The sequence below is a fragment of the Gordonia sesuvii genome, assembly GCF_036350415.1.
Lineage (GTDB): Bacteria > Actinomycetota > Actinomycetes > Mycobacteriales > Mycobacteriaceae > Gordonia > Gordonia sesuvii.
In genome coordinates, this window is the sequence record NZ_JAZDUF010000014.1 from 1 (window position 1) to 15,426 (window position 15,426).

The 15,426-nt window shown below is 63.1% G+C and carries 8 protein-coding genes; 4 read left to right on the forward strand and 4 right to left on the reverse strand.

What is annotated here, in order from left to right; genetic code table 11:
• Positions 1–476: 476 nt before the first annotated feature.
• Entirely contained in the window at positions 477–599 is a 123-nt protein-coding gene (locus tag VZC37_RS24575; protein ID WP_330437411.1) for a hypothetical protein, read from the reverse strand.
• Positions 600–940: 341 nt separating this feature from the next.
• Complete coding sequence (locus tag VZC37_RS24580; RefSeq protein WP_330437412.1) at positions 941–2,593, reverse strand: nuclease-related domain-containing DEAD/DEAH box helicase; 1,653 nt, start codon at positions 2,591–2,593, stop codon at positions 941–943.
• Positions 2,594–2,792: 199 nt separating this feature from the next.
• Here VZC37_RS24580 and VZC37_RS24585 point away from each other — a divergent pair, with 199 nt between their 5' ends.
• Entirely contained in the window at positions 2,793–5,549 is a 2,757-nt protein-coding gene (locus tag VZC37_RS24585; RefSeq protein ID WP_330437413.1) for an McrB family protein, read from the forward strand.
• Between the two features lie 8 nt (positions 5,550–5,557).
• Complete coding sequence (locus VZC37_RS24590; RefSeq protein WP_330437414.1) at positions 5,558–6,790, forward strand: McrC family protein; 1,233 nt, start codon at positions 5,558–5,560, stop codon at positions 6,788–6,790.
• Between the two features lie 73 nt (positions 6,791–6,863).
• On the opposite strand, the gene VZC37_RS24595 is transcribed toward VZC37_RS24590, so the two are convergent.
• On the reverse strand, positions 6,864–7,301 hold the full coding sequence (locus tag VZC37_RS24595; protein WP_330437415.1) for a hypothetical protein: 438 nt from the start codon (positions 7,299–7,301) through the stop codon (positions 6,864–6,866).
• Positions 7,302–7,909: 608 nt separating this feature from the next.
• Positions 7,910–11,269: a TM0106 family RecB-like putative nuclease gene (locus VZC37_RS24600; protein ID WP_330437416.1), complete on the reverse strand. Its 3,360-nt coding sequence runs from the start codon at positions 11,267–11,269 to the stop codon at positions 7,910–7,912.
• 508 nt (positions 11,270–11,777) lie between these two features.
• Here VZC37_RS24600 and VZC37_RS24605 point away from each other — a divergent pair.
• Together VZC37_RS24605 and VZC37_RS24610 are read left to right on the forward strand one after the other, a co-directional pair.
• Entirely contained in the window at positions 11,778–12,983 is a 1,206-nt protein-coding gene (locus VZC37_RS24605; protein WP_330437417.1) for a hypothetical protein, read from the forward strand.
• A gap of 49 nt (positions 12,984–13,032) precedes the next feature.
• Positions 13,033–15,399, forward strand: a complete 2,367-nt coding sequence (locus tag VZC37_RS24610; RefSeq protein WP_330437418.1) for a hypothetical protein — start codon at positions 13,033–13,035, stop codon at positions 15,397–15,399.
• Positions 15,400–15,426 lie beyond the last annotated feature (27 nt).

A 15,426-nucleotide genomic window follows, 5' to 3' on the forward strand; every position in this document is an offset into this window, starting at 1 on the left:
TCAGATTCTACAATCATGACAGGAGGCACAGCTCGCTGGGGATGATCTCGCCTATCGACTTCGAGATCACATCACTGACAAGTCAGCAATCAAGCTAACCGTGTCCACTTTTTCGGGGGAGCCCCAGATCGCAGATCCCCGCACTTGGTATCTCGCGGCCAACGATGGAATCTCGGCGACGAGCTGACCGATCTCTGGTGGAGAAGCGTCGACAAACCCTGGGTAACCCCACTCTGGGGACTGGCCTATGTTCGCCCGTTCAAACGACTCCACGTAGGCACGTACGAAGACTCCTTCCGAGTCAAGCAAATCGACAACGGGGTTGGGCACCCATTGAAACGTCAGCTCTGCGTTGGGCACCTTCGTTGCCGTTGAACTTGCACTTGCGGGGACCGATTCCTCTGGCACGCATGCCGCCAACACACCGATCGATACGAGACAGATAATGAGCCCGCGAAACCTCGCCGATATCAGCACTACTTGGCCATCGATCGCGTCTCGTTGGAGAGATTCTCCACGACGCCGTCCAGCCCATCAGCCTGGGCGAGCAGTGCGGGGAGGTCCCACTGGTTGACTGTCGAGCACGTAGGTCGACTCATCAGAATTCGCCTGGTACCGAGTCCTTGGATGCGCATGCTGCACCGGATCGGAGATGAAGGCATGCCGGCCGCGCAAGCCGCGAACCCGGTGACGCCATGATTCCCCCGAATTGCGTCAGCATGGCTTGCTAGCTGGCCGCCCACTTCATGGATTGCACCGATCTCAGCCAGTTCGAACTTCTCGCCCACGTAGCCTCCCCGAATCTGCGAGCTCGTACACGTTCGTACCAGGTCCTTCCTGCTTTGGACGCATCAGGTGCTGAACTGGTTCCGATGCGTCCTCGCAGGTTCCGCCAACGGCGGGTCCCCTGTCTGCCCGCCGGCTTTTCTGGCGGTACAGATCAGATCCCCAACCGCCACGCCACATCCGCTCCCCCGACCTCCCGCACGAACTCCGGGTCCCCGCACACCACGAGCTGATCCCGGGCCCGCGAAAGACCCACGTACAGTCGCTCTTTGGACCGATTCCTCGGTTTCGACTCGTTCAGCGCCAGCACGACGACCCGCCGCTCGAGCCCTTTGAAGCCGAGCACGTGGCCGTAGAACACCTGCTCGTCGTCCCAGAAGGTGTTCCAGTACGACTTGTTGCCCTTGTCCTGTCGGTCCACCTGCTCGGGGTGGCGGCTACCGGTGGTGAGCAGGGCGATGTCTCGGGGCCGCCACCCGTCGTCGAGGAGCGGGTCGATCTGGTCGTCGGCGACACCCAGCGCGTCGTCGGGGCTGCACGCGATGAACCGAACGTCGGGCCCCTCGCCGCCACGCAGCTGCATGCGTTGTCCGACAAGAGGACTGAACGTGGTCGCGATCTGTCGGGTGTTGCGCAGGTTGTGATCGAGAACCAGCGGCACCATCGGAATCGGTGGTGAGCCCTGCCGGTCGAAGACGCGTTGCGCCTCGTCGCTGAACACATAGATCCCGCCGGCGTCCGGGTCCCGCAGGCACGCCAGCATCGGCTTCCACCATTCGTCGGCGAAGTCCTGGGCCTCGTCCACCACGATCGCGTCGAACCGGTGTCCCGGCTCCAAGCCCTCGGCGAGCGCGAGCATCTGGTTCGGCAGGACGCGCTCCCAGAAGTCAGCGGTCTCCTCGTTGCGTTCCTGTTCATCGGGCCCTTCGGCGGCGCCCCACTGGATGCCGAGCTCATGGAACTCGCCGACGTAGGCCGGCTGATCGCGGCGCTTCCACGCCGACGTGATGCGTTCGAGGTAGGACGCGAGCCCGTGCGAGTAGCAGACCAGCGCCACGCGTTGGCCGGCGCGGGACAGGCGGCGGGCCTGTTCGAGTGCCAGGAACGTCTTGCCGCTGCCGGCGCCGGCGCGGATCTCCACCCGGTTCAGCTTCTCGATGGTACCGAGGATCACCGCCTGATGGGAGGTCAGGGTGTCGGCGTGGTCCTCGTTCTCGAGCGCACGTGCCACGACGTCGCGCTGCGGCAGTCCACGCCCACTCAGCGCACTGCGCAGCTGCGCCATGCCGTTCGTGTCGACGGCGGGGAGGTCACCACTCTTGCTGAGCAGCACACTGCGGACCAGCGGCATGAGTTGGTCGAGCTGGGTGCGGTCGATGATCTTCCATCGCGGACAGTCCGGCAGCGAGAAGTCGGCAGGCAGCTCGGAGTGCGGCAACACCACCATGTGATCCCAGCGGACACGTCCGTGCGTCCACCGTGGATCGAGCTCCACGTATTCACGCAGCGCGTAGCAGGCCTGACGCGCTTGGTCGACCGGATCGATGCGTTTCGGCGGCTGACCGGCCCGGGCCTGCCACCAACTGTCGTCGTCGTGCCACACCTCCCCGCCCTTGACCTCCAGGCACATGATCCCGGCACCGTCGATGGCGACGACCATGTCGATCTCGTGGTCCTTGTCGTGGTCGGTGACGCGCTGGCCGTGGATCAGGAGGTCGTCGTCGAGGAGTTGCTCATGCAGGAGGTTCCAGACGGCTTGTTCGCTGACCGAGGCGAAGCGGGGCGTATCGGGGACTTCGTGGGGCACGGGGTGACGGTATCGCCTATGTCTGATCTCGCACACGGGTTCGGGGCTCGATTGTCTTCGCTGTCGCCGATCGGCGGCCGGTGCACAAGGGCGGGCCTGACAGGCGGCGACGCCACCGACGGCCACACCCCCGCTTAACGAACAAAGCCAGCTCAGACGCTGCGCCACTCGCTACCCTCGACGAGGCGAGGAGGTAGCAATGACCGACCGTAAAAGCACTGACGCCCGCGAAGCAGATTTCAGGCGCCGCTGGCACCTTGCACACGTCGACCGGTTCAACGCCGAAGCCGACTTCGGGCGCGTCACGTGGCGGGAGCAGCGACTCAGTCCGCATGCGCCCGAAGCTCGTCAATTCCGTGAAGCTCTCGGCCGCACCCGCGACCTGAGCGCGTTCCAAGCCGATACCGCGCGCTGGGTGAAGAACTTCGACTCCGGTTACAGCGGCGCAGCCGGTCAGATGATCATCAACCAAATCAGCAAGATGTCACCAGACCCGGACGTCGCCGTGAACGTCTTGCTGGACGCACTGTCCACTCCCGAGGACCCCGACGACGCTGTCCGAAAGATCCGGCTCCTCGCCGACCACCTCCAAGAGATCCGGGTCGGCGCACACCCGAGTCCCAAACGCGCGCCGTTTGTTGCCTCCTACTACTGGGCCCTCGATGATCCGGAGAAGTGGCCGGCGGCGTGGCCGAAGTCAGCCGACTACATGACCTACGTGACAGGGATGTCGGAGTTCGATGACCAAGGCGAAAGGTATGCCGAACTCTATCGTTGCGCAACGGAGATGGACGGGGACCCGCGCCGCTTCGAGCAGGTCGCCGCCTGGTGGGCGGACGAGCACCCTGTCCTGCTGGACGAAGTCCTGTGCGACCGTGCGGCCCTTCGCGAAGGGGCGAAGGATCGGGGCGACAAACCGGAGTCATACCGCGACAACGCATCTGCGTTGGTAGCGGTCGCACAGCATATCGCCAATACCCTCGAGTCGTCCGTCGCCGAGACCGTCGGACGAACGCTCAAGGCCCACAAGCCCGGCTTGATGTGGAATACCGTGTGGCCACGCGGAGACCTCTGGTCAGAATGGCGGGTACCGGGCACCTACGGGCTGTCTGTCCGAATCTGGCTCAACGCGAACGGACTTGCCGTCGGACTGCGGCCATTCCCTGATGCCGACACCGGAGCGACCGAACGCGCCGTCGACATGGTCGAGCGGCATCCGCTGGATGGGTACCAGGTTCTGGCAGGGAGGTCCCGCATCGGCCGAGACGTCGGGTTTGCCGGCGGCGGCACCGGGGAAGTGATCTACGCGCGCTGGTTCGACCGCTCTACTCTCTCGTCGCTGGATCTCCGAGCCGAGGTTCTCCAGACTGCTCGCGACGTCGCACCGATCATGGCAGAACTCAGCGGCGACATCGTCTCGTCGGACGCTGCAGACGACAGCCTGGCGGCGACGGTTGCCGAGTTCAGATCCACGACGGGTTACCCGACGCCGGGCCACGAACAGGACAAAGCCGACCGCCGCGATCTCGCGAAACTGCTTGACCCCGAAGAACTGTCGATTGTCGATCGTGCCGACCTGCGCCCCATCTGGAACACCCAGCGCTACGGCGGTACCGGTCCGATGTCCACCCTCAACAAGAGCATCCGTGACGCCGATGAAGGCGAGTACCAACGCATCATCAACACGTTCAACTACGTGTGCTGGGGCGACGACGCACCGGAGACACGAATCAACCGGGCCCTGGAGGATGATGCGCTGCGCGTGAAGGGGTTCGGCGAGTCGGTGATGATGAAGATGCTCGCGATCACCCACCCCGAGCAGTTCATCACCGTATACCCGTACACCGGCCCCAAAGGGAAGCTACGGATGCTCAAGCTGTTGGGCATCACGGCCCCGGACGAAACGGGCCGCGGCGAACTCCAGATCGCCTCCAACGATGCCCTCCACGCCCGCCTGGACCCCTTCTTCCCGGGCGACCCACTCGGCATGGGTGCATTCCTGTACTGGTATGCCGAACACGAAGAGGGTCCCGACCCCGAGCCGGTGGTCGATCCGCTCGATGATCTGGCCGAACAGTTGCTCGTTGATCGCGGCTTCGTGGACGACGTCGTGGCCCTCCTCGAGGACAAGAAGCAGGTCGTATTCTATGGCCCACCCGGAACCGGCAAAACCTACTTTGCCCGCAAGCTGGCGGAGACGCTGGTCCCCGACGCTGCCCGACGGCCCGTCGTCCAGTTCCACCCGTCGACATCATATGAAGACTTCTTCGAGGGGTATCGACCCGAGACCGACGCCGACGGTGTGATGACGTACCGCCTGCAACGCGGACCGCTCGCCGAGTTAGCGGCCCGCGCCAACGACGCACCGGGGCGCCGCCACCTCATGATCATCGATGAGATCAACCGAGCCAATCTGCCAAAGGTGCTCGGCGAGTTGCTATTTCTCTTCGAATATCGGAATACTCCGGTTCGGACTCTTTATCGTCCCGACGACCCGTTCGAGTTGTCCAAGGACATCTGGTTCATCGGGACCATGAACACGGCCGACAGGTCCATCGCTCTGGTTGATGCAGCACTACGGCGACGCTTTCATTTCGTCCCGTTCTTTCCGAATCACGGCCCGATGGCCGGACTGCTCGCACGCTGGCTCGAGCGGGAAGGCGAACCAGCCTGGGTGGGAGATGTGGTTGCACAGGTCAACGATGAGCTCGAGCGTGAACTCGGCGGCCCTCACCTGCAACTCGGGCCAAGTCACTTCATGAAGCGCGGGCTGGACAAAGATGCCTTGCAACGCATCTGGGTATACGACGTCGAACCATTCATCGAAGACCAGTTCTTCGGCGATGCGACCCGGATCGACTACTTCCGATTCGCCCAGGTGTGGAAACGCTTCAACGACCTGGCGGGCGAATCCGTCAGCGAGGACTCCGGCGCCGACGAGGCGGAAATCGTGTGAACGCGGGGGTGATCCTCAGAGAGTACGAGTCTCGAGACCTCGACCTGACGCGCTCGCAAGCCGAGGCGCTCCAATCGACCGGCTCCGTCTCGGTCTCACCCGCACCAGCTGATCGATGGCGCGTCACGGCGACATCGTATGTCGGTACGCTGGTTGTCGGCGACAGACGACTTCTCATCCGACCAAAGATCAACCCCGAGAATCTGTTTCTGCTCCTTGAACCCGGTCTTCCACACAGCTCGTGGCGCCGAGAGGCATTTGAGTACGACGAATCGTCAGATCTGTTGTCGTCTGTGCTCGCCTTCTTCGCGCGAACCCTCGAGACAACGCTCGCGCGGGGAGTCCTGCGGTCCTACAAGTCCACGGAGGAACCCCTGGTCGCGCTCCGAGGACGGCTCGATGTGCCAAAGCAGTTCCGGCGCGCGGGCGTTCTCACACCGGTTGCGTGCACCTATGACGACTACACCGAGGACATCTCGGAGAACAGGATCCTGCGGGCCGCCGTGCAACGGGCGCTTCGTGTCCCCCAGGTCGACCCGATCGATCGACAACGACTAATGCGTCAACTCGTGGCGCTCGACGGTGTGGCCGATCAGGCGGTCGTCCCCGAGGACATCGCTCGAATCCAGCTGACCCGCCTGAACCAGCACTATGCACCTGCACTGGGACTGGCGCGCCTCGTCCTCGCGAACCTCACACTCACCGACTCACAGGGAGCCGCATCCGCGTCGTCGTTCATGGTCGACATGAACGATCTGTTCCAGAGATTCGTCACCGAACGCTTACGACGCGAGCTGAGAGGGCGTCTGGACGTGATCGATGAGCCGTCCGTGCACCTCGGCACGGGTCGACAGGTGGCGATGCTGCCAGACCTGCTGTTCCGCAACCTGCATGGTCAGAATCTGTATGTCGGCGATATCAAGTACAAGCTCGCCAACGACGCGCGTGGACGAAGTGGCGACTACTACCAATTGCTGGCTTATACAACGGCATTGGATCTCCGTGAAGGAGTACTCATCTACTGCCGCCACCGAGACGATGGAACCGACAGCAGGACCGTCACCGTCCGGAACACCGGCACGAAGCTGGTTCTGAGATCGCTGGACCTCAGTGGCTCTCCTGATCGAGTCGAGGAAGAACTCACGAATCTCGCTGAGGGAATTGCCGCCGCGGCAACGGGCAGAACCGCATCGTCGACCTTGGCTTGGCCAAGGCCGGCTCAGGTTGACGATCCTGCGTGAACATCAGCGTGCAACCAACTACGTGTCCGCAAGGTTCGGCGGAGCATCCGTCGCCGAATGTTCAGGCAGTGGACTACATGAGACCGTGAACGAAACCCAACACCGTTTCGGCGAGTTTCACCCAGACCTGTGGTGACCTCATCACCTCGTCCGGATCTGGCGCTCCAGCGGTCGGCGCGGCGCCTGTCAGCACATCCTCGCCGTCGAGGTCAAGGTCAGCTGAACTGTAGGTGAGGTGCAGATCTCGACCGTTCTCCCAGGTCGCTGTTCCATGCGCGGGAGCACTGGACATGACCGAGAGGCCGCCGGTGGACATGCTGATGTCTTCGTACCACTCGGCTTCGCGGCCGCCGGTCCAGGTGAAGACGACGTCCCAGGCCATCATCTCGTCTGTCCAGTACGGCGCCGACCAGAGAGTCAGGCCGATCCTTCCCGGCTCGATGACCGGCGGAAGCTGGTCAATTGGGTCGGCATCCCACGGTTCGGTTCCTGACTCCGATTCGATGTCCATGTGTCTCCCATCTGACTGCGGTCGCGTTCCCGGAGTCGCTCAAGCGCGATCACGTATACCTATGCGGGAGTGCCTTCCGTAACCTCACCCTGTCGCGTGAAGAGTCGGCGGCGGAAGCACCTTCCTTGACGCTGTGCAAGACTCGCGGCGCTGAGTATATGTCGCGTGCGCGAAGCAAGCCGCGACATCTGCGGAAGTCGTCCAGGACCACTTCCGGCCCGCCGCTGGCCCGCCCCGTCTGTCGAATTGCTGGACAAGGAGGTCTGCCACTCGAGATCATTACGATTGCGCATCGGCACACAACGAGCCGGAACGTGCACGAGGGATGAACAATGACCAGCCGATACGGACCTGACGAGAACACGCCACCGGACGAGCCTGACAATCCTGCCGACCGCCTGGACCGGAACAGTTACGGGCGCAGGTACGCCCACCTGCGGAGGGCCAAGCTTCGCGAGCAGGGAGAGGCGAAGCGGCGTGCCGAGGTTGCCGACCTCTTTACGACGAGTGACCACCAAATGCTCGCCCCGCACTTTGTGCGCAGCGCGCGACCCAGCCGCCGGGACACGCCGCTCATGTTGACGCGCGGTTCGGCCTGCCGCCCGCGTCTACGGTGCCGCGGCTTCGACCACCGCGTTGAGCGTACCTATCAGCCTCATGTCTTCGACCGTTCGAGCGCGAGTATTGAGAAGCTCCTCGGTGCAGACCAGATATGCCAGGCAACGGGCGCGGCTTATCGCGACGTTGAGTCTGTTGCGGGAGAACAGAAAGTCCACTCCACGTGTCAGGTCTTCGCCGCTGGAGGTGGTCATGCTGAAGAACACTGCGGCCGCCTCACGGCCTTGGAACTTGTCGACCGTCCCCACCGGGACGTCCGACAGGACCGCCTCCTCCGCCAGCCGCGCACGGATGGTGTTGACCTGGTCGTTGAAGGGGGCAACGACCATGAAGTCCTCCGCCTCAAGTGGTTTCGTCGCCCCATTCTGATCGGTCCAGTCGGTGCCGATCAGCGTCAACAGTTTCGCCGCGATAAGGTCGGCCTCCTGCGCGGAGGAGGTGCGGTTGCCCTGGTGGTCTGCACGTATCCAGCGCAACCCGGTCCCCGCAGCCGTCGACTGGCCGGCGCAGTCGTCGTGGCTGAGCAACCGGTTGTCGTAGATCTGCTCGGAAAGGAACTGGCACAGCGCGGGATGCATTCGGCGAGTTTGACGTAAGAAGACTCCTCTGTCGTCCGGGAGCGTGACGTCGTCGCCGACGATGTGCTCGAGCACGCTGCGGCCGGAGATGCCCGGATGGTTGGCCTGGGCTACCTGCGGTAGCTGCAGCGGGTCGCCGAGCAGGATCATGCTGCGGGCCGACGTGGAAGCGGCGAGGGCGTCGGCGAGTGCGAGTTGTCCGGCCTCGTCGACCAGCAACACGTCGACCGGGGCGGCGCGCATCGCCTGGTTGGTGAAGAGCCAGGTGGTGCCGGCAACCACGTTGAACTCATCCTTTGCGCATTTCTTGTTGTCCCGGAAATAGGCCACGTCGGCCAAGCGCCGCACCGAACTGCCTCCGGGGTTGCACACAGCGGTCAGCAGAGGGAGCTCGCCGCTCTCGGCAAACGCGGCTACCACGGCCTCGAGCACATTGCCGATCGCCTGGTGGCTGACCGCGGTGATCCCAACCCGCTTCCCCGCGCGCACCAATTGCCGGATCAGTCTGGCGGCGCTGTAAGTCTTGCCTGTGCCCGGTGGGCCCTGCACCGCCACGCAGCTGTTCTCGAGTTGGGTCACCCAGCCGGTCATGTCTTCGAGGTCGTCGACGAACACACCATTTGTCGGGCCGTTATCCCTGAATCGAGGGAGGTCTCGGCGTAGCAGTGCCAAGGTGGCCGGGTTCGGCGACCGCTCATCGAGCAAGTCTTTCCCGAAGGCTTCAAGAGCGTCGAACTTCACCTCCGTCGTCACCCAGTCGTGCAGAACCACCACGCGAGGGAAGACCTGCGCTTCCTGCAGTTGCTTGTTCCACTGGAGGTCGACGAACCCTGCTTCACGATCGAGACCGACAATGCCGCAGTACCTGCGCTCGCCATCCGAAGTACTGAACATGACGGTCGCGTCGCTGCGACCGAACCGATCGAGTTCCTGAGGTGTGAACGAGAATCGCATCGCCGGTGTGATCGACCTGCCCCGGGCGCCGATTCGCTGTACCAACCCCGCAGGTCTCAGATCGCTGATGACCTCGGGATCATCCATCAGGTCGACTGGGTCGGCCTCGAGCTTCACCTTCTTCGGGGCCAGGTAGGCGAACCATTCATCCCGCCAATAGCACAGAAGATCGCCGAGGTCGTGCTCGAGTGTGCCGATGTCGAACCGATGTAACCGTTCGACGGTCTCGTTCAATTCGGGGAGGTCGGGATCAGGCTCGACATGCGATTCACGCCAAGGCATTTCGTTGGGACGGTGATCGACCAGCCAGTCGCGCAAGGCCCGGGTCGCACGGACGTCGTCTTCGTTGTAGACGGCGATCGGGGTGAGGTGTTCCGGGTTCCGATCTGCCATGTAGTGCTCGTACTGCACGACCGCGCCGGCACCCTGGTCGATCTCATGGGTGCGCTCGAACTCGGTCAATCGTTCGACGTTCTTCAACCCGTAGGACTCGACTCCGACCTGAATGCCGTTGCGGGCCACGAGGAGGAGGTCGACAAAGGCGCCGGTGTCGATCAGCTGGGCCAACGCCACCTCACCCACACCGTGCGTCTCGGCCATCCTTTGCAGCGCCGAGCGTTCGGTGTGGTTGTAGTGGTATATGTGCATGCCGGAGAATCTGTATCGACGTTCGGCGAGGTGGTCGATCAGCTCGGCTACTGCGACGGCTTCCTCGGCGAGGTCGTGGGCCCACCAGGTGCGGTAGCCCCACTGGCCGCCGGCGTCCTGCTCGATCAGCCCGAACAGGAAGAACAGCCCGGAATCGGCTCGCCAGAACGGGTGTCCTTCGAGATCGAGAAACACATCACCCGCATCCGGTTCGGGAAGCTTCTCGAAGCCGTGACCCCACGGCTCCTCGCCCGGCGCGACCAACTCGAATGGGGGCGGGTCGTCAGCGCGCTGCCGTGCCTGCACCTGTAGGGATGCCTGCCCCTGCAGACGTGCCAGACGTTCGGCCGCCAAGCGCTCGGCAGCACTGCTCGGGTATGCGAGTTTCGTCAACGTCGAGATCCCCGAGTCGGTGAGCGTCTCGATATCGGTCGTGCGGATGCCTGCAACGTAGATCAGCGAATCGGCTTCCCGCCATTGCCGGTCGCAGATCTGGCTGAACTCGCAAAACGCGCAGTGGGCACATGGCTCGGCCACGGTATCCGCGGCGGGACCGTCGGCGAGCGCGCGAGACAAGCGGCCTCGTAGGCGCCGCCAGTACGGTTGGAACTCACTGACCCGCAGCGTCTCCATCTGACCAGAGCCCAGCCAGATGTGCATGTGCTCTGGCCTCATGCCCGTCAGTTCCTCGATGGCGTCAGCATAGAAGCACAACTGCAACACATGCCCGGGCTTGGCCTCCGCCCGAGCGAGTTTGGCGTCCACCGGCTCATAGGACACCGCGCCGGTGACCGGGTTCTGCACGCGCACCACGAAGTCGGCAACACCACGAATGCCGCCGTGGATGAACGGCATCTGGTACGCGACATCCCACTCCTCGGAGAATGGGTCTCCGATGCTCGTCACCCAGGATGCGAAGGACTGATCCTTCGCCTTGTCCTGCACGTGCAGGATCCGCATACCCTGGCGCGCATATTCCGCCAGACATTTAGACTCGTGATCGAGTCCTTTCGACTTCAGCAGATCGGCGAAAGACCCGAACGATGAGTCGGGCTCTGCCAGCAGCCCATCCTCGACCTGACTGCGCAACGTCAGATAATGCGGGCAATCCAACCACGCCGTCACTTTCGACGGGGTCAGTAACCGCTGCGCTGCTGTCCGGCCGGTCATTCAGTACGCACCGTTACGCAGAAGCGGAGCCTCCGGACGCACTGCCTCGGGCGTACTAGTGGTGCTCCGTGGCCGTCCCTAGTAGAAGGCACGAACCCATCATGCACAGCATCTACGACAGTTTGGGCTGATTCGTGTCGTGAACCACCCGAACTCAGTCGTCGCGGTCTGGCCGGCCTGAGTTGGACCTCCCGACCCGCATCCACACCGTCATCGTCGACAGCGTCGGACACCCCCACCGCACGAGGCTCGACAACGACACCGAAGTGATACTCGCCGCCTTCAACGCCAGCCACTGACGAGGTCCAACTCAGGTTGGAGTACCGAACGGGCGGACGCGGAGCCATAAGACCGCTATATGTGACGCCGACGTACTTAATCGCAGGTCCAATAAGACCACCTTGCGAGCTGGTGCAGTGTTATATAAGGTGTTTCTATGTCTACCACTCCGGGTGCCCGAAGCGAACGCATAGTCAAGGTACCTTTCCCGGCGGCGCTCATAAGGCGAATGGATGAGTCCATCGTGGCCGGTCGTGGCGGCTTCCGGACACGTGCGGAACTGATGCAGGAAGCCGTCGAAAACCTCCTGAACGAACTCGACTACCCGGAGGCACCGCCGGAGCTGCGCGTTCCCGACCGGGAATTCGAAGGCCTGCCGGTTGCTGGTGGCCTGCCTGAACAAGTCGTCGTTGCGGGTGCTGCGCCTGACGAACTGGGCATGGCAACCCGGACGCCGCGACGCCAGCCTCCAGACAAGGCGCCGATAGGCCGAGAAAAGCATCCTCCACTGAGCCCGTCACTCGACGAAGACCTGGGGCGTCACCTTCCCGACCATCTGGTAGCCGGCCTTCCGTCGTGGGAACGTGACGAGCTCACTTTGAAGGATCTGGCCGGGACGGCATTAACCTCGCCGACACGCAAGCCGGCGATCGTTGTGGGCGGAGCGGCCAATACGGACGACGTGCCGCTTCTGGGTCTTCATAGTCGCGACTATCCGTCACTCTGGGCACTGCAGCGCCTCGCCCGGTACACCGCTGATGGACCGATTCCCTTCGAGAAATTCCGTGAGGAGGTCTCGAGAGCCGCCTGGTACTTCGGGGGAGAGCTCAAGTCCCTCGAGCGGCATTACGGGAGGTTGCGCAAGCTGACTGTCCTTTTCCCGACCAACGTCTCGAAGCAACCCTCCGCCGCCCGTGGGTTCCAGGCATTCGCGATCGGTACTGTAAACCGGTCGAAGATGTCCGGACTAGTGGTGGGGTCTGGTCCGCTCTTCGCGTGGGGCGCCATCCAAGTGGAGGACCCACCGGATATGCCCGCTGGATTAACCGAGAGCGGGTGGCACCTGATCTCCGGGTTGGACGGTCTCTCCCTGGATCTGCCGCACCCGCTGGAGCTCACGTGGTTTTTCATGGCACATCTCGCCGAGCACGCACCCGCCGACAGGTGGGGTTTCGACTATCTGCTGCGCGGCGTTGCCGAACGTCCTACGCGGAACGAACTGGTAGAGCGCTTCCAGACGGCGGGCCCGAAGTGGTCTGGCGCCGAGGCTAGTTCGGTCGCGCAAGGATATATCGCACGGTCGCGCGAATGGGGACTGGTGGAACCCAGGCTCGTGGATGGCCGGTACTGGCTAACCGCCGGTGGCCGCGAACTATTAGAGCGAACTGACCCCTTGGATTTGGCAACCGGGGGCGGCGATGACTTACCGAAATGACAGTGGGAACAGCTAGCGACTATTTCAAACCAACACCGTGGAGGTATCAATGACTAATGCAAAGATCCAGAAGGAAATCATCGAGAAGGCCCTGAATGCGTCAACGTTTGCGGAAGCCAAGGCGGTCGCGGACCTCCTGGTGGCCAACGGCGCGCAGTACGAACGGCCGGTCGGTGACCGTTACAACAACTTCGGTCTGCTCGCTCCCAGTGGGTCGTCGTATGAGTACAAGGCCTTGGAGCTCGTTACCAACTCCCAGGACGCCGTTCTGGAGAAGTTCGCCCACATGAGCCTGGGTGACCTTGACAAGGTTCCCTACCAGAGTCCAGCAGAATCAGCTCAAGATCTCTTGGGAGAGCTGAATTATCAGCAGCAGGCGGACCTGGTGACGGTCTCCATTCGCGAGTCCGATCCGCCGACACGGTCGAGCAAGCGGGTCACGATCGTGAACCGCGATTTCGGTTGCGGGATGGAACCGGCCGCGGTGCCCGGCACCATCTTCGCGCTGGGATCCAGCCACAAGACTTCTAGGATCTGGCAACAGGGCGCCTTCGGTGTCGGCGGCGCCAGCACGTACCGCAACGCTAGGGCGGTTGTTCTCGTCACCCGTCGCGCACCGGAAATGGGACCGGCGGAAGACCGCACCACCGTGGCCGTGGTTCTGTGGGAAGCTCAAGGCAAGGGCCAGTCGGCCTACTACCAAGTCACCACCGAGTGGCCGGCCGATCGTGATGCGCTGCCGTGGTCAGCGCCCGCCAGTGTCTACCCCGAGTTCGCAGGCGGTACGCACATCGCCCTGATCTCCTACGGGGTCGAGGGCTTCCACCGCGCGCGCTCCGGTGATGAGCGGTCATTCGACACCGTCCTGAACACCCGACTGTTCGAACCCGTCATCCCGGTGAGGTTCACCAACGCGATCACCCGCGAGAGGAAGGAGTACCTGCGCGGACTGGGACGACGCCTCGCTGACAACCCCAGTAAGGAGCGGTTCACGGACGACGACAAGATGCTCTACAGCCACGATGGCAACACCTACCACCTGCCCGTGACATACTTCGTTTTCCCGAAGGGAAAGGATGCCAGCGGGAAAGAGCTACCCGGGGCGCGTCGCAAGTTCGTAGCCAAGAACCATGCGCTCGTATTCACCTCGAACGGCCAGGTCCACCACCACTGGACGCCTGACCAGTTCAAGGTGCGAACCGACCTCGTGAAGCTGGCAGACCGCATCCTCGTAGTTGTCGAAACCGACGACCTGCCCATCGAACTGCGGACCGCGCTGTTCACCCCCGATCGGTCGCAGATGCTTGCCAGCGAAGCGGCAATCCAGCTCGAGGATCAGGTCGCCGACTTCCTTGACAACTGGAACGGCCTCACTGAAATCAACAGCAAGATTGTGCGCGAAGCGATTGCGGCGGCAAGCGGGGGAGCGTCCGGCCTTGGGGTCAGTCGCAAGATCGCTCAGGCTTTGAAGGTCAGTGGGTTCGGCATGTCCGGCGGGGGCAACGCCGGCGGTGGCGGGGGTCAGGGCAACGGGGGTCCGCGGCCGCGCAAGCAGGTTGAGACCTACGCTGATCCGACGACCATCGAAGGTCCCGACAAGGTCATCGTGGAAGAGGGCCGGGTCCGATACCTCCAGTACCTGATCAACGCGCACGACGACTTCCTCGACACCGGCCGCGGCCAACTGACCTTCCAGACCGACCACCCTGACATCAACCCGGACGAGAACATCGTGATCGGACGTCTCCGCGACGGGTATGTCCGCGTGCAGCTCCAGGTTCCCGAAGGCGCGACAGAAGGCCAGTTCAAGCTCGATGCGCAGCTTGACTGGCAGAAGGCCAGCGGTGGTATCGGCCCGACGATGGGTTACACGACGACAGTTGAGGTCGTCGACGAGATCGGCAAGGGCGGTGCCGGCGGCGGGAACAAGGGTGGCAAAGGTGGCTCGGGCGGCCCTCAGGTCGCCGTGATCTGGAAGACACCCGAGGAGTACGGCGAAGGATTGAACAACGCCATCCCCGGCGTGGTGGACGAGATCAAGGCAGCGGACCTCGCGGCGAATCCTGAATACGCCGAGCTCGCCCAGCTCGGCGAGACCAAGGTCCCCACCATCGTGCTGAACTCGACCTACTCTTCGCTAAAAGGGTATCTTTCGGCCCGCGCCAAGAAGTTGACCGAACAGGGCGCCAAAGACGCTGCCGACCGCTACGCGGTGGGCACCGGCCTGGGGCTGCTGTTTCTGCACGAGGAGCGCAAAAAGATCGCCAAGGCAGGTGGAACCCCGCCCTCGGAAGACTACGTCGCGGCAGAGAAGCATGAACCTCCCCAGTTTGAGTGGACACCTGAGATAGCGGGACGAAGGGTCCTGCTGGGAGGATGTCTACATGTCCAGGACGCGTCGGTCGTTTACGCCTGAGTTCAAGGCGGAGGCTGCTCGTCGGGT